Raw genomic sequence first — 15,970 nt, forward strand, 5'->3', positions numbered from 1 at the left:
TGGGCGGTGTCGGGGCCGCGGACGCAGCCCCGACACCGCCCACCGGGCAGAACCGCTAGCCGAGGACGCCCTCGGGAACGGCAACCGCCGTACGGCCGTCGTCCCGGATCTGACGCGCACCGGGCGACGGCACCTCGGGCCCGCCCCCGGCCGCGCCTTGTAGGGCCGTCTGGGCGCGCAGGAAGGTCTCCCTCGGGACGTACACCCGCTGCCCGGGACTTTCCGTGAACGGCTGGAGCTCCGCCGCCAGCGCCCTGGCATCCAGTGAGGCGCAGCGGCGCAGCGAGAGGAAGACGCGGGCCAGCCGGTCCGCGGGGATCTGCACCATGAAGTCGGTCATGCCGGTGGAACGACGGGCCGGTGCGGTCCGTGCCGGGGTTCCCCCGGGCGGCCCAATGCGGCCCGGATCCCGGAAGTCAGAGCTCTGCTCCGACCGGCAGTCCGCGGGTGGTGACGACGTGGGCGCTGCCGTCCGCCAGGCGGTAGGACACGCCCACGACGGCCGTCCGCCCGGCGGCGACCTGGTCGGCGAGCACGCGGGAGCGGTCGAGGAGGAGGTCGACGGTGTGCCGGATGTGCTCGGCGATGATGTCGTCCTCGTCGGTGAGACCGGCCGCGCGGGCCGCCAGGACGCTGGGCGTGACGCGCTCGATGACGTCGCGCACGTACCCGGTCGCGGCCACACCGTCGGCCAGGGCGCCGCGCGTTGCCGCCACCGCGCCGCAGGAGTCGTGGCCGAGGACGACGACCAGGGGAGCCCCCAGCACGCTGACGCCGTACTCGATGCTGCCCAGCACCTCCGGCCCCACCACGTGCCCTGCCGTGCGGACCACGAAGAGGTCCCCGAGGCCGCGGTCGAAGATGATCTCGGCCGCGAGGCGGGAGTCGGAACAGCCGAAGAGCACGGCGAAGGGACGCTGGACGGGCGCCGTCTCGGTGCGGCGCGCAGCGTCCTGGTTGGGGTGTTCGGGGGTTCCGGCGGTGAAGCGCCGGTTCCCGGCAAGCAGCAGTTCGAAGGCCTCGGCGGGGCTGGGTGCGTGGTCCATGACCGCAGGCTACGTCCTGGCCGCGGTCCCAGGCCCGCGGCCAGGAGCCGGCGCAGCGCGTCAGCGCTTGATCAGGCGCTTCGCCACCGGACCGAACACCCCGCCGAGCGCGCCCCACACGCACCCCTCGCGGCCTGCGCGCCGGACGTTCTGCCACACCCAGCCGTGGAAGAAGGCCTCTTGTGCCGCCCCGCTCAGATAGCCCAGTCCGCATGCGTAGAAGGCCGACCGGAGCACGTGCAGCGCGGCCACGGCCGCACCGACCAGCCAGACCGGGTCGGCGACCACGGGGTAGGCGACCCCGTCGGCCCGGTGGTCGACGACCTGTGTCAGCGTGGCCCCGTCGGTCGTGAAGCGCGTGGGCACGGCCCGGCCCGCGGCGTCCTTGGCCCAGGGCGCGGGCACCTCGGCCGCGACGCCGCCGGCCGCGTCGCGGACCACTGCTCCTCCCGCCTCGGTGATCTCGACGGTGCCCCCGCCGGGCACCGTCACCCCGTACGTGAACTCCTCCGCCGCCGAGGCGTCGCCGATCACGGTGACCATGCGGGCGCCGCCGGTCTCCAGTGCCTGGACGGCGTTGGCGCTCCCGTCCGGAGAGGCGTACGCCACCGTGCCGGGTGCGACCTTCCTGCCCGCTCCGTCTCCGTCCCCGCCCGGCAGGGACACCTTCAGCGCGGGCGCATCGGCAGGATCGATGACGACGCCGTCCGAAGCGTCGCGGGGTACCTCCACCCGGACGCTCTCTGCCGTGCTCGCCGCGGCGGTGTCGGCGTCGGCCGTGGAACTGACCGTGTCGGACTCCCCCAGCAGCCCTGGCACTGTTTTGAGGGCCGCGGCGACCTCCTGCGTGCCCACCGCTTCCTCCTCTGCGGCGAAAGCCGGCGCCGTCACCCCCGCCAGACACAGCGAGCGGCCAGTGCGATCGAAACAAGACGCAAACGAACCATGCACCCTCCCTTTCGAGTCTCTCCCCTGTCCGCGCCCGACCGAGTGGTGGGGCGCGGCGGGCACCAACCTCCTTCACGTCCCGGTGCACGTCAACGTGCATGTCGAAAGCGGTCGAAGCTGAAGAATGCAGAACTCGTTATGCAGGGCACTGATCAGCGAAAGTTGATTACCGGCCACAAGTGAATTCGATATCCGCAGGCAACTATTCGATCCCGTTCGCTGACGACTGCCCCGCAGCGCCGTGCGGCTGGGGCTCAGTCTGTGTCCGCGGCGGCGCCGACGGCACCGGCCGAGCGGAGCGAGCGCCCGAGGTCCCCGGTGAGGATGCGGGGGTGTCGCCGCCACCACCACAGGTCGGGTCCGGGGATCCTGTGGAACTGGTCCAGCGCTATGCCCTCCCTGTGGGCGACCCGGTGGCGGCGGAGGTCTCCCGGGAGCGCCTCGGGCACGGTGCAGGCACCCGCCTCGCCGCCCCCGCCGCCGGACGGCTACCGGCGGCTGGGCGCACGGGCGGTCGCGGCCCCTTCCCAGTGGCCGACGAGTTCGGCGTACTGCGGGCTGCGGGTGAGGAGTTCGGCGTGGGTGCCCAGGGCCGTGCGGCTGCCGTCCAGGAGCAGGACCCTGCGGGCCCGGGTGGCGGAGACGAGCCGGTGGGCGATGACGACGAGGGTGCCGGGCCGCTGCGCGAAGGCGGCCTCCGCGCGCTCCTCGGCCACCGGGTCCAGATGGCAGGTGGTCTCATCGAGGACCACGACCGGGGCGCTGCTGGCGTGGACGCGGGCGAGGGCGAACAACTGCCGCTCGCCGCTGGACAGTTCGGTGGCGGGGGAGTGGAGGCGGGCCGCGAGGCCGCCGAGCCTGTCGATGACTTCGCCGAGACCGACCGCTTCGGCGGAGCGTTCCAGGTGGGCGGGGTCCGCATCGGGGGCGAGGTAGGCCAGGTTGGCGGCGACGGTCCCGGGGAAGACGTACGCCTCCTGCGGTACGAGCGCCAGCAGCCGACAGCGCAGCGCCTCGTCCAGGTCGGTCACCGGGCGGCCGCCCAGGCTGACCGTACCGGCCGTGGGGTGGGCGATGCCGACGAGCAGCGACGCGAGGGTGGACTTGCCGATGCCGCTCGCGCCGACGACGGCGAGGTGGTCGCCGTGGGGGATGTCGAGGGTGAGCCGGCGCAGGACGGGTTCGGCGTGCGGGCCGTAGGCGAAGTCGAGGGCGCGGACCGAGAGGTCGGGCGCCGCCGTTGCGCACGGCTCCTGCACCGCCGTCGGCCCGGGGGCTGCGGCCGCCTCCGGTACCGTGGCCGCCTCCGTCAACCGGTGCAGGACCACGCCGAGTTGGCTCCAGTACCCGGCCACCGCGCCGACCAGCATCTGCAGGGCCGGCAGGAGGTGGGCCGCCACGTACGTCGCCGCGCCGACCACGGCTCCCGGGCTGGCCGACCCCCGGTCCACCAGGGCCGGACCGGCCAGCAGCAGGAGCAGCAGCGGCAGTTGGCCGCCCAGGAGGATGACGGGCACCCGCAGTGCGGTGGCGACCCCTACGGAGACCTGGGCCCGGGCTGCCGTCTCCACGTCCTGCGCCACCGTGTCGGCGGCGTACCGCTCGGCCGCCAGCGCGGCGATGTCGCGGGACGCGCCGAGCGCCGCCCCGGCCCGGCCCGCGACGCCCTCCTCGGCCAGGACCAGCAGGCGGCGGCGGGCCGTCAGCCGGCGCATCGACCAGAAGAAGAGCGCGAGCGCTGCGCCCAGCGGCGCCAGTACGAGCAGGCCGAGCAGCGGGTCGAGCGCGGCCAGCCCGACCACGGCCGCGAGCAGGGACACGGCCAGCGGCCTGGCGGTGCGCAGCAGGGCCCCGGTCAGGGTGCGCACGGTGTCCACCTGGCCGTTCAGCTGGGCGACGGCGGCGGACCCGCCACCGCGCCCGGTGCTGGTCGCCCGTTCCAGTACGCCGTGCACGACCCGGCGCACCAGGGAGTCCCGCAGCCGCTCGACCACCTCGGCCAGGGGCGCGAACAGGGCGCGCTCGGCGGCCGCGCGGACGAGGAACAGCCCGGCCAGCAGGGCGATCCAGGCCAGGCCCGCACCCGGCCGGCCGGCCAGGAACCCCCTGTCGAGGGCGGCGGCCAGCACCCAGCCGGAGGCCAGGGCGGGTGCGGCCTCCAGCACGGACCAGCCGCCGATGCGGCGCAGCGGCCCGCCGCTGCCGCGGAGGCCGTCCGCGAGCAGCCGCGCCGCCGGGGCACCGGGGCCGGGTCCGGCGGTCAGCGGTGTTCGGCGTGTTCGACGCGGCACTGCGCCTCCTTCTCCTCGTTCTGGGATACCTCGGATGCGTCGGGTTTCCCGGGAGCCCCGGGTTTCCCTGATTCCGCGGGGGAGGGCTCGCCTGGCGGGTCCGGTTCACCTACGCCGTGGCCGGCCGGGCCGAACACGGCCCGGTACGCGGGGTCCGCCCACAGCTCGGCGTGCGGCCCCACGGCGCGGATCCTGCCGCCGTCGAGCCAGGCGACCAGGTCGCAGCGGGCGGCGGTGGCGGCGCGGTGGGCCACCACCAGCCGGGTACGGCCGGCCAGCAGGCCGGTCACCGAGCGGCTGACCTCCGCCTCGGTCGCTGTGTCCAGGCCCGAGGTCGCGTCGTCCATGACGTGCACCAGCGCCGGACGCAGCAACGCCCTTGCGAGTCCGAGCCGTTGGCGCTCGCCGCCGGACATCGGGGCCTCGCCCAGCGGTGTGTCGTACCCGTCCGGGAGGCGTTGCGCGAAGCGGTGGGCCTGCGCGGCGCGGGCGGCGCGCTCCACCTCCTCCCGGGTGGTCCCGGGCCGGCCGAAGGCGATCGCCTCGTGGACCGTCCGCCCGTACAGTTCGGGCCGCTCGAAGGCGTGCACCACGAGGGTGCGCAGCCGCTCCAGGGGCAGTTCGCGTACGGGGACCCCGCCGATGGAGACCTCGCCCTCCTCGGGGTCGGTGAGCCGGGTGAGCAGGCCGGCCAGCACGCTCTTGCCTGCGCCGGTACGGCCGACCAGGGCGACCGCGGCTCCTGCGGGCAGGTCGAGGTCCAGCCGGTGCAGTACGGGCCGGCCGGCGCGCCGGACGGTGACTCCGCGCAGCCGGACGGCGCCGTCCGCGGGCACCGCGTCATTCGTGCCCCCGGTGGGCGGCTCCCCGCGCAGTACGTCGGCGAGGCGCCGGGCGCCCGCGCGGGCCTGCGCGATCCCGAACAGCGTGTCGATCTGGTCCACGATGCCGGAGGCCAGGAACAGGTAGCCGGTGACGGCCAGCAGGCCCGCCGGGCTCAGCCGGCCGTGCGCCACCGCGAGCCCGGCGACGGCCAGGACCAGCACCTCGGTCAGCGGCAGCAGCAGTCCGAGGCGCCAGACCGCGTCGCGCTGGGTGCGCCACATCGCGTGTCCGGCGGCGGAGAGTTCGGGCAGGGGCGCGAGGACGCGCTCGGTCTCCGCGGCGAGTGTGCCGGAGGCCCGGATCGTGCGTACGCCCGCGAGTGCGGACACCAGTCCGTCCGCGAGGCGGGACTGGGCCGCGAGGTAGTCCTGCTGGGCCCGGCCCGCCTCGCCCATGAAGCGCCGGGCGATCAGGACCGTCACCGGCAGGGCCAGGGTGAAGGCGAGGCCCGCCTGCCAGTCCGTCCACCACAGGGCGGCCAGGGCCGCCAGCGAGCCCAGGAGCGAGACGACCCCTTCGGTGGCCCGTACGGGCAGGGCCGCGGTCATGGGCGCGGACTGGACGATGTGGGTGACCGATGTGCCGGCGGTGTGCGGGGAGCGGGGCCCCAGCGCCAGAAGGTGACGGACCGTCAGCATGCGCAGCCGGCGGGTACCGGTGGCCTGGACCGTGGCCCCCAGCGGTGCGGCGGCGGCCTCGCAGAGCGCGCCGACCGCCAGCACCGCGGCCAGGAGGGCGGCGGGGCCTCGGACGTCGGTGCCGCCGAGCACGGCGCCGACCGCGGCGGCCAGGAGGGCCGGTACGGCGACGGCGGCGCAGATCCGCACGGCCAGGAGGAGGGCCAGGGCGGCCAGGTGCAGCCGTACGGGCGCGAGGGCGGCGAGGACGGGCCGCCGGGCGGCGGGGGCGGGCTGGAGGGCGGGCGATTCCCGGGCGCCGGCGGCCGCGGGGTCGAGCTCCATGACGGTGGTCCTCTCGGGAGTTGACGCCCACCGGGCCGCACCCGAGTACGGGGCGGCCCGGTGGGGACTGCGGGGTGGGGACTGCGGAGTCGGGGTCCGGCCGGGTCGGCGCACCGCCCGTGGCGGGTCGGCGTTCCACCCGTGGCGACCGGGGCGTGCGCGTTCGCCTCCCCGGTTCCGGCCGGTCCCTGTGCCGGCGGCCGGTTGCCGCCGGCGGTCCGGAAGGTGCCCGCCCCGACGGTCTAGAAGGGGCTCACGGTGGTGATGCAGCAGGTGTTGTGGCAGCAACCGGCCTGCGCCTCTTCACCGGGCAGCTCCTGCAGCGCGTCGGGGTCGAGTTCCACGGCGGTCACTCCGCGCCCGTGACGAGGCAGGTGCTGGGGCAGGTGGTGTGGCAGGTGTAGCCGCAGCCGCCGGCCTGGGCCTCCTCGGCGGGAAGCTGCTGCAGGGTGTCGAGGTCGAGCTCCATGAGGGTGTTCCTCTCGGTGGTTCGGTCGTGGGAACGGGGGGTGACGGGCCCCGGTCCCGCCGCGCACGGCGGGACCGGGGAGGCCGTCGCCGGCTGCTACTCGGCGCCGGTCACCCAGCACGTGCTGGGGCAGGTGGTGCGGCAGGTGTAGCCGCAGCCGCCGGCCTGGGCCTCCTCGGCGGGAAGCTGCTGCAGGGTGTCGAGGTCGAGCTCCATGACGGTGTTCCTCTCGGTATGCGGTGCCTGGTGTGTGGTGTGTGGTGTGTGGTGTGTGGTGCGTGGTGATCGGTGCGTGCCGCGCGGCGCCGGCGCGGCACCTGCACGGGTCCTACTCCTGGCCGGTGGCGAGGCAGGTCCAGGGGCAGCTGGTCCGGCACGAGAACTGGCAGGCGTTGGCCTGCGCCTCCTCGGCGGGGAGCTGCTGCAGGCTGTCGAGGTCGAGCTCCACGGGGTTCACCTCCTTTCGGGGACGGGCGTTTCGGGTGCGGAGCCGGGCGGGCCGGGGTGGCCCTGCCCGGTGAGGAACCGCACCACCGATGCGGCGACCGGATCGGCGGTTCCCGTCCCGAGCGCGGCGTGGCCGCGGTCGGGAAGTTCGAGGTAGTGGAAGTCGGTGCCGGGGCGCCGGCCGAGGGCCGTCAGCCGGGCGGCCAGCGCCCTGGAGTGGGCGACCGGCACCGATTCGTCGAGGGCGCCGTGGACGAGCAGCAGCGGCGCTTCCAGGGCGGGGGCTAGGCGTTCCACGTCGCGGGGCCCGAGCCCGTCCCGTACGGCGGTCAGGCCGTCGAGCCGCTCCACCATGCTGCGGACCTGCGCCGAGCCGTCGGCGTGGAGCCGCGGACCGGACAGGAAGGGGGCCACGGCCGCGCAGGCCGACCAGGCGCGGGGCCCGGCCGCCGCGGCCAGCAGGGCGAGGAAGGCGCCGTAGCTGATCCCGTACAGGGCCGGCCGTTCGCGCCCCGGACCGCGTTCGCGGGCCAGGAAGCGTCCGACGGAGGTGGTGTCGGCGAGGTCCGGGCCGCCCCAGGCCCCCTTGACCGCCAGGGTGTGGGCGGCGCCGTAGCCGGTGCTGCCGCGCTGGTTGAGCGCCACCACGGCCGGGCCGGACGCCGCCAGCGCCTGGAGGAACGGGTCGAAGGCGAGGGTCCAGCGGCTGTTGGGCCCGCCGTGCAGGGCGAGGACGACCTGCCGGGCCGTGCGCCAGTCGGGCCCGTACACCACGGCCTCGACCGGACCGTCCGCGCCGGGGAAGCTCTCCAGGCGGGCCGGCTCGTGGCCGGTCCGGGCGGGACCGGGCAGGACCAGGGCGGTGCCGGCGGGCGGCACCCAGCCGAGGGTGCGCGGGCGGCCCGGGTCGGAGTGCGGCAGCCACAGCCCGTGCTCCGTCCACGCCGCGGTCGGCAGCAGGTCCCCCAGCGGCATGCCGATGTGCCGGGCGGTGCCGGACACCGGGTCCAGGAGGGTGAGGTGCGAGCGGGCCCCGGCCGTGGTGAGCAGGGCCAGCCGGTCGCCGTCCGGGTCCAGCGCGAGCGGGTGGACGGTGCCGGTCAGGCCCGTCTCCCCGTGCACCTCCCGGGGCGGCGCACCGCCGTCGAGGTCCGCCAGGGCGAGCCGGTGGCCTCCGGGCGCGGGCCGGGCGAGCAGGGCGCGTGCCCCGGCCACGGCGAGCACGTGGGCGGGCCCGGATCCCGTGAGCTCGTCGGCCAGGCCGCGGAGCGAACCGTCGCGCAGGTCGAGTACGAGCGGCCGCGGGCCCCCGTCGTGCCGGTGCGTGAACACCACCCGCCGGCCGAGCACGGCCCCGCCGAGCAGCGCGCCCGGCACCCGGGCCAGCTCCTCGAAGCCGGACCCGTCCCCGTGCACCGCCACGACGAGCGTGTCGCCCGCCGCGCCGCCGCTCACCCCGAGGGCCAGGAGCCCCGACCCCGCGGGGGCGGGCAGCAGGCGCAGCGGCCGTCCGCCGGGTACGGGCAGGGCCTCCCCGCGGCCCCCGGCGGTCAGCCGGGCGAGGAACTGCGCGCCCGCCCGCCCGTGCCAGGAGGCCAGCACGTCCGTGCCGTCGAGGGGCAGGACCTGGGTCCAGGCCGGGTCGCTGCCCAGAGCGGTCCGCAGTACGGGGCGGGGGCCGCCGGGGCCGAGCCGCCAGGCCTCGGCGAGGTGGCGCCCGTCCGCGCCGGTCGCCACGCAGGCGGCCGTCAGACCGTCGGCGGAGAACCTGAAGCTGGTACGGGCCGTCACCCCGGCCCCGGCCGGTGCGGCCTGGGATCCGCGCGGTGCCGGGACCGCGGTACGGGCGCTCACGGCCGTACCTCCGTACAGTCGCCCTGCGTGCCCTGCGTGCCCTGCGTGCCCTGCGTGCCCTGCGCGTTCCGTCCGGCCGGGGTCCGGGGACCGTCGGCCATCCACGGGCGCGGGCCGCCGTGCCGCAGGCGGAGCAGGAAGCCGAGGACACCGCTCAGACCGACGTTCCAGTCGGCGGTCACCTCGCGCCCGCCCTCGTCCGCGATCAGCAGCCGCCCGTCCCGGACGGCGTGCCGGGCGTACAGCGACGCCGCCAGCTCCTGCGCCCAGCCCTCATACGGCCCGCCGACGGCGTCGGCGAGGTCGAGCAGGAACTCGCCGTTGCCCGCCAGGCCGTGGCAGGCGGCGGTGGGCGAGGTCCAGCGGGCACCGCGGACCGCGACCGCGGCCTCCTCGGCGGCCAGCAGGTGGGCGGGGTCGCCGGTGTCCTGCCAGAGCCGCACCAGGAAGGTGCCGGCGCCGGAGGCCCCGCTGCACCAGTGGTAGAGCATCCCGCTGCCGGGCGCGTCGTCCCGGTCGGCGCGCCAGCGGGCGCCCCACGGGCCGCGTTCGGCCTCCGCGACGAGCGTGTTGCCCGCGTCGACGGCCGCATCGAGGTACGTGCGCTCGCCGGTGGCCCGGGCGGCGGCCAGCAGGGTGTAGCCGACACCGGCGACGCCGTGGGCGAAGCCGAGGTGACGGATGCCCGCGAGGAGCGAGTCGAAGTCCTTGGGGACCGGCCAGTACACCCGGCCGCCGTCGTACTCGGCGGCGGCGAGCAGGCCGTCGGCCGCCTCCGCCGCCCGCTCGCGGAACTCCTCGCGCCCGGTGGCGTGCCACAGGTGGAGCTGGGTGAGGGCGCTGCCGGCGGTGCCGTGGCAGACGTCCGGGTTGGGCCAGCGCACCGGCAGGGCGAGGGCGAGCTCGGCGGCGCGCCCGGCGAGGTCCGGATCGCCGAGGCGGCGCGCGGCGTCGTACAGGGCCCAGGCGGTGCCGGCGCGGCCGAAGTAGAGCCCGGGCAGCAGCTTGGGCACGGAGGTGCGGCGCCGGTCGATCCAGCCGGCCACCCCGGTCAGGGCGGCGCGCAGCGCATCGCGGTCGACGGCTTCGCCGGTGGAGCCGGCGTGGGTGTGCGCGAGGGTCAGCAGGCCGAGTACGCCGGCGGCGCCGTGCTGCACGCTGCAGGGGTCGGCGGTGGTGCCGAAGCCCGTGCTGGGCCACAGCCGCCGGGGCTCTGCGCCGGGATCGGGGAGGGTGTCCAGCAGGTGGGCGAGACCGTCGTCGGCCAGGCGCTGCTGGAGCTCGGGGCCGAGCCGGTCGGCGGTCGCCGCGTCCCCGCCGGGCACGGTCCGGTCGGGTCCGGCACTGGTTTCGGCGCTGATTCCGGCGCTGGCTCGGGCGTCGGTCCCGTAGCCGGTCCCGTCGGCGGGTCCGCTGCCGAGCCCGTCCAGGAACTCGCCCAGGCGGGCGAGGCTCCAGCGCTCCGCCGGGTCGTCGGCGGTGAGTCCGAGTACGGCCGGGGCCATCAGCCGGGCGGCCGTGTTGCGGACTCCGGCCATCGCGAGCAGGCCGGTGATCCGGGCCCGGTCGGAGGGCGGCTCGGGTCGGCTCTCCGGGAAGGTGGGCGCGGTGCCCGCGGCCAGGTAGCAGAGGACCGTACCGAGGGAGTAGAGGTCCGACTCGGGGCCCGGTGCCTGGCCGAACCGCGGCCCGCGCGTCACCTCGGGCGCGGCGAACCCCTCGGTGAACCCGCGGGTGACCCACTGCCCGGGGCGGACGGCCAGCTCCGGGTCGATCAGCCGCAGCCCGCCGTCCGGCCCCACGACGATGTTGTTCGGGGTGAAGTCCCGGTAGACCAGCCCCCGGGCGTGGACCCCCGCCAGCAGCTCCGCGAGCCGGCGGGCCGTCTCCACCACCCGGGCCGGTGCCAGACCGCCCAGGCGGTCGGTGCGGTCCAGCTCGTCCTGCACCCACTGCGCCAGCGTGCTTCCGGGCAGGGACTCCTGTACGAGGAAGGTGTGCCCGTCGACGTCGAAGAGGTCCACGTGGGCGGCGGCGATCCCGTCGAGCTCCGCGAGCGCGGCGGCCTCGCGGCGCAGCGAGCCCCGGGCGTCCTCGCCCGTCACCCGGGTCGCCACGTGCGCCCGGGCCTGCTTCACCACCACGTCCGCACCGGTCCGGTGGTCCAGCCCCCGGTAGACGCCGCCCCTGGCGGAGTGCCGGATCGCCTCGCGGATCTCGTACCGGCCGGCGAGCAGGGCCGGCCCCGGGGTCCTGGGCGCGGCTGCCTGCGCCTGCGCCTGTGCTCGTGCCTGCGGCTGGGTCTGCTGCCGGGGCTCTTCGGGGAAGGGGGACACGGCCCATGCGGGCGGGCAGAACCACGGCTTGCGCAGGTCCTCCACCGCGGTGCCGTCCGGTGCCTCGATCCGCAGCTCGTGGCTGCCGTCGTTCGTGAGGACGGGCACCCCGCCGTACACGCCGTAGCGGTAGTGCACGAGGCTGGCGGGCCGGTAGCGGCGGTCGGAGAGGATCGCCGGGCCGGGCAGCCCCGCGGTGGCCTCGTCCAGGGCGGCGGCCAGCGTGCGCAGTTGCCCGTCGTCCGCGGGGTAGCAGGTGACGACCTTGCCGCACTGGGCCCGGTCGTAGCGGTCCGAGGTCATCTCCTCGACCACCGCGATGCTCCGGGCGAACTTGAACCCGCAGCCGTGGGCGACCAGGACGGCGGCCGCGCGGTGGACGACCTCGGGGGCCGAGAGCCGCGTCGCGGACAGGTGCAGCTTCCAGCCCTGGACCCGGTCGTCCCGTACGGGCGGCATGACCCGGCACCACGTGCCGTCCTCGGTGACGGTCCAGCCCGCGGCACCGTGCTGGGCGAGGACCGCCTCGGCCAGGCCCCGCAGGGGGAAGCCGTCCGCACCGCCGACCCCGCCCGTCAACTCGACCTGCTGCGCTTGCTGCACCTGCTGCCTCCCGTCCGTGCTGTCCGGCCGCGCCACCGCGTCCGTCCCCTGGCGCGGGATGAACCGCGCCGGGCCGGACCGTCGTGTGGTGTGCCGTGCTCCCCGGCGACTGCGGGGTACGGGAAGGACGCTAAGGCGGCGGGGCCCCCGCGCAGATCGTGGATTCCCGCAGGGAGAACCCGTATTGGGCGGAGGCGGGCGGTACTGCGGGAAACCACGACACGTACGCGGCGTGGGCGTACGGGCCGTAAGGGTGGCGGTACGGGGGACCGTACGGGCCGGTGAAACGAGGCGGCCCCGCAGCGCCGCCCCCGCGGATTCAGGGGGTGGTGCTACGGGGCCGGGGCCGTACGGGGCCGTTCACCGCCACGCGGGAGTGCTCGGGGGTGGCGGGGGGCCGGCTCAGGCGGAGTCGAGCGCCCGGGCCAGTGCGCCGCGCCTGGCGATGCCCAACTTGCCGTAGATGCGGGTCAGATGGGTCTCCACCGTGCGGACGCTGACGAACAGCCGGGCGGCGATGCCCTGGTTGGTGAGCCCCTCGACGACGAGGTCGGCGATCTCGCGCTCGCGGGCGGACAGGACGGAGTCCGCCGCCCCACCGGCCCGCGGGGCCGACTGCGCGCGCTCCGGAGCGGATTCAGCCGGTTCGGCAGACCCCGACGCCGTACGGTCCGCCCGCGCACCGTCGCCCGTGCCCGGCCCGCCTGCGACCGGCCTGCCTGCGACCGGCCCGCCCGTGACCGACCCGCCCGTGACCGGCGCACCCGAGGCCGCCGCGTACCCCCCGCCCAGCTCCGTCGCCGCCCGCCGCAGGGCGTGCGCACCGGCCCGGCCGAACTGCTCCTCGGCCGCGCCGACGGCCCGTGCGAGGTTCTGCGCGCACCCCAGGCTCCCGGCCGAGCGCGCCGCCAGCAGGTACGCCTGGCCCGCCTTGACGGGCGCGCCCGCCGCCGCCAGCTGGTCGCCCGCCCGGCAGGCCAGTTCCACCGCCCGTGCGTGGTCGGCGCGGACGGCCGCCAGCCGGGCCTGGGTGAGCTCGGCGACGGCGCCGGCCACCGGGAGCCCGGACACCCGCACGCGCGCTGCCCCTGCGGCATGCCGGGCGACCGCCGCGGCGTCCCCCGCCCGGGCCCAGAAGTCCGCCGCGAGGTCGTGGCCGTGGACGGCCATCGGGTCGGACCGCCGCTCGTCCGGGGCCCCGAGCAGCCGGATCGCCTCCTCGGGCGGCAGCGGACGGCCCAGGGCCAGCGCCGCCTCCAGCCGGACGTGCCGGATGAAGCCCGCCCACATCCAGGTGTCCGGCTCCGGGCAGCCCTCCAGCAGCGCCAGGGCCGGCGCGGCGGCCTCGGGGCCCGCTCCCCACAGCAGGGCCCGCAGGCGCAGGCTCGCCGCCGGCGCGAGCATCTCCGTCATGCCGAGCGACCGCGCCCATGCGAGGGCCGCGTCCGCCGCCGCCAGCGCGTCCTCCATCGGGCCGGACACGGCCAGGAGCGCCGCCCGTACGACGTACAGCTCCGGGAGCAGGTAGCGGTGCTGGTGGCCCTCCGCGAGGGCGAGCGCCTCCTCGACCCGGCGCGCGCACCGGTTCGGGCGCTCCAGCAGGACCTCCGCCCAGCACAGGTCGGGCAGACCGCCCAGGAGCCGCAGCAGTTCGCTGCCGGTGAGGGAGTCGGCGAGGTGCTCCGCCGAGTCGAGCGCGTCCACGGCGCCCGCCACGTCGCCCCGGACGATCAGGCTCAGGCTTCTGAGGGCATCGGCGGCCGCGGCGAGCTCCGGGCGGTCCGCCGGCAGGGCCAGGGCATCGAGGCGGCCCAGACATCGCCCCCACTGATGGTTCATCATCTCGCCTCTGGCCAGGCTGATTTCGATATCGGCCGGGGAGCGGGCCGCACCTGCGGCGGGCTGGTCCGGGCCGCCCGACCCGCCCCCGTGGACCGGCGCGGTCCCCACGCCCGTGCCCGTGCCCGTATCCGAGTAGCGTTCGCCGGGGCGGACGCCGAGCGGGGCCGGAGCGGCCGTCTCCCCCCGCGGCCGGGCGGCCACCTCCTCGTGCGGAAGGGCGCCGGGGCCGGGCGCCGTACGGGAGAACGGGCGCGGAACCGGAGACGAACCGGCCCCGGCATCCGCGGCGCCGTCGGCTCCGCGCAGCACCTGGTAGGCGCGCTCCCCCCGGCCGCGCAGCCGCTCGCCCAGGGCCAGCAGGTCCGCCGCGGCCGTCGCGCTCCCGCCCGGTGCGCCCAGCAGGGGGCGCAGCACCTCGGCGGCCTCGTCCAGCCGGCCGGTGACGGTCAGGCCGCGGCCCAACAGCAGCGCTGCGCTGTGGTACTGGGCGCAGGAGGTCCGGTCGGAGAGCATCCGCAGCACCGTGCGCAGCCGGCGGATGGTGGTCTCGGGGGCCTCGTGCAGCTCCGCCCGGGCGATGTCGACGAGCCGGGTGAGCTCCTCGCCGGAGGCGGTGTGGGCCGCGTGTTCGACGTGGGCGGCCCAGGCGCCGGGCGCGGCACCGCGCCGGTCGAGGTGGGCGGCGGCCCGCCGGTGCGCTTCGGCCCGCCAGTCCGCGTGGGTGAGCCGGTAGCCCGCGGCGCCCAGCAGCGGACGGTCGAACCGGTACCAGCCGGCACTGCCGTCGAGGCAGCCGTGGGCGGCCAACTCGTTGAGTGCTACGCCGACCTGATGGGGCGGCAGATCCGCCACCGCCGCCACCAGCGCCGTGTCGAACTCCGCCCCGGCGACGGCGGCGGCCTCGAGGACCACCCGCGCCGCCACCGAGAGGCCGTCGAGCTCGCCGAGCAGTTCCGAGTCCGGGTACCAGCCGTCCAGGCGCCCCACGCCCCGGGGATCCCCCGCCGCGAGCCCGCCGGCCGCCTCGTCCGCCAGGTCCCGCGCGGGCCCCGTCGCCAGCCGGTGGAGGGCGCGGAGCTCACGGGGGTTGCCGCGGCCCGCATCGAGGAGCAGCTGCGCGCGGGCGGGCGGTGCTTCGGGCAGCAGCCGGGCGGCGTCGGCCGGACCGAGCGGCCCGAGGGCGATCCGCAGCGCGGCGGCGTCCCCGAGGGTCCGCGCCAGCCAGGGCGGGCAGCCCCCGGAGCGGTGGGCCAGGACGAACCCCAGGCGCTCGTCGGAGGGGCCGCGCAGCAGGTGCTCCAGCAGCCGCAGGGACTCGTCGTCGGCCCACTGGAGGTCGTCCAGGACGATGACCACCCGCGTGAGGAGGATGTTCTCCAGCAGGGCGTCCCGCAGCCGGCGGTGCCTGCGGTGGCGCTGGGCCGCCCCCTCGGCCGGCTCGTCCCCGAACTCCTCCAGGAGGTCCAGTACGGGGGTGCGGTACAGGGCGTGCATCAGCAGCCCGTACGGTACGCCGGCGTCGGCCGGGGCGGCCGCGGCCCTCAGCACCTCGCACCCCGCTGCCGTGGCCCGCTCGCCCAGCTCGGCCAGCAGCCGGGTCTTGCCGACGCCCGCCTTCCCCTCGACGACCGCGACCTTGCGCGTCCGCGGCCCCCCGGCCAGCATCCGGGTCAGCTGCTCCAGCTCGCCGTCCCGCCCCACCAGCGGTCCCGCCGAGGCCTCGTGCGCCCCCGCGGCCGTCGCCCCCGTATCCCTCACCGTTCGTAACACGGCATCTCCCTGCTGTCGTGGGCTCGGCACCGCCCGACCGCGAGGCCGACCGGCACCGGATCTTCACATCCCGCCCGTAAAGTCCCCCGACTTCGCGTCGATCATCGCTCCCGCCCACGGTCCCTGTCGAGAGCCGCCCGCCGCGGCGCCGGACCCCGCCCACACCCCGAAACCGGCTCTCACGCAGCCCCGTTCACCTGACGCGCAGCCGATCCGCGCCTCCGGAGACCCGTGTGCGGCGCGGGGTCCGTCGAGGCGGTCTCAAGCCGCGCTCCTGCCGCGCCCGCTCCGGCCCGTGGCCGTGCACGACCCGCTCAAGCGGAAGCTCATGCCCCGTGCCCCGGCGGGGTCGCCGCTTGGGCCGTGCGAGTGGTGTCCGCCCGGGGGACCCGTCCGCGGCCGTCCCCGTGGCGAACCACCTGCGAAGGCCCTGGCCCTCTCCGGCCGGGGCTCGGATGAAGGAGTGATATGCGTAACCGCACCACGGCCGGTGTTTCGGCGGCTGTTCTGGCAGCCC

Annotated in this window: 13 protein-coding genes; all 13 read right to left on the reverse strand. The window is 76.8% G+C overall.

The window, feature by feature from the left end; translation table 11 throughout:
• Nucleotides 1-55 precede the first annotated feature (55 nt).
• On the reverse strand, nt 56-340 hold the full coding sequence (locus tag ACZ7JZ_RS34065) for a hypothetical protein (RefSeq protein WP_470946494.1): 285 nt from the start codon (nt 338-340) through the stop codon (nt 56-58).
• Between the two features lie 76 nt (nt 341-416).
• Complete coding sequence (locus tag ACZ7JZ_RS34070; RefSeq protein WP_470946495.1) at nt 417-1,046, reverse strand: carbonic anhydrase; 630 nt, start codon at nt 1,044-1,046, stop codon at nt 417-419.
• A gap of 60 nt (nt 1,047-1,106) precedes the next feature.
• Entirely contained in the window at nt 1,107-1,901 is a 795-nt protein-coding gene (locus ACZ7JZ_RS34075; RefSeq protein ID WP_470946498.1) for a hypothetical protein, read from the reverse strand.
• A 347-nt stretch (nt 1,902-2,248) separates the two neighbouring features.
• On the reverse strand, nt 2,249-2,443 hold the full coding sequence (locus ACZ7JZ_RS34080) for a hypothetical protein (RefSeq protein ID WP_470946500.1): 195 nt from the start codon (nt 2,441-2,443) through the stop codon (nt 2,249-2,251).
• 39 nt (nt 2,444-2,482) lie between these two features.
• The gene (locus tag ACZ7JZ_RS34085) at nt 2,483-4,285 is read right to left on the reverse strand and encodes an ATP-binding cassette domain-containing protein (protein ID WP_470946501.1); all 1,803 of its coding nucleotides are present in this window, start codon (nt 4,283-4,285) and stop codon (nt 2,483-2,485) included.
• Nucleotides 4,255-6,132 (reverse strand): ABC transporter ATP-binding protein, encoded by a 1,878-nt coding sequence (locus ACZ7JZ_RS34090; protein ID WP_470946502.1) that lies wholly within the window; start codon nt 6,130-6,132, stop codon nt 4,255-4,257. Before ACZ7JZ_RS34090 ends, ACZ7JZ_RS34085 begins: the two co-directional genes overlap by 31 nt.
• 242 nt (nt 6,133-6,374) lie before the next feature.
• Nucleotides 6,375-6,485 (reverse strand): ALQxL family class IV lanthipeptide, encoded by a 111-nt coding sequence (locus ACZ7JZ_RS34095; RefSeq protein ID WP_470946503.1) that lies wholly within the window; start codon nt 6,483-6,485, stop codon nt 6,375-6,377.
• Nucleotides 6,482-6,601: an ALQxL family class IV lanthipeptide gene (locus ACZ7JZ_RS34100; protein WP_470946505.1), complete on the reverse strand. Its 120-nt coding sequence runs from the start codon at nt 6,599-6,601 to the stop codon at nt 6,482-6,484. Before ACZ7JZ_RS34100 ends, ACZ7JZ_RS34095 begins: the two co-directional genes overlap by 4 nt.
• 96 nt (nt 6,602-6,697) lie before the next feature.
• Nucleotides 6,698-6,817 carry an ALQxL family class IV lanthipeptide gene (locus ACZ7JZ_RS34105; protein ID WP_470946507.1) on the reverse strand — a complete coding sequence of 40 codons (120 nt, stop codon included), beginning with the start codon at nt 6,815-6,817 and terminating at the stop codon, nt 6,698-6,700.
• Between the two features lie 112 nt (nt 6,818-6,929).
• Nucleotides 6,930-7,058 (reverse strand): ALQxL family class IV lanthipeptide, encoded by a 129-nt coding sequence (locus tag ACZ7JZ_RS34110; protein WP_470946509.1) that lies wholly within the window; start codon nt 7,056-7,058, stop codon nt 6,930-6,932.
• The gene (locus ACZ7JZ_RS34115; protein WP_470946512.1) at nt 7,055-8,902 is read right to left on the reverse strand and encodes a S9 family peptidase; all 1,848 of its coding nucleotides are present in this window, start codon (nt 8,900-8,902) and stop codon (nt 7,055-7,057) included. Before ACZ7JZ_RS34115 ends, ACZ7JZ_RS34110 begins: the two co-directional genes overlap by 4 nt.
• Nucleotides 8,899-11,841 (reverse strand): class IV lanthionine synthetase LanL, encoded by a 2,943-nt coding sequence (lanL, locus tag ACZ7JZ_RS34120; RefSeq protein ID WP_470946515.1) that lies wholly within the window; start codon nt 11,839-11,841, stop codon nt 8,899-8,901. Before lanL ends, ACZ7JZ_RS34115 begins: the two co-directional genes overlap by 4 nt.
• A gap of 402 nt (nt 11,842-12,243) precedes the next feature.
• On the reverse strand, nt 12,244-15,453 hold the full coding sequence (locus ACZ7JZ_RS34125; protein ID WP_470946516.1) for a helix-turn-helix transcriptional regulator: 3,210 nt from the start codon (nt 15,451-15,453) through the stop codon (nt 12,244-12,246).
• Nucleotides 15,454-15,970 lie beyond the last annotated feature (517 nt).

Source organism: Streptomyces sp. NPDC038213 (assembly GCF_055600495.1).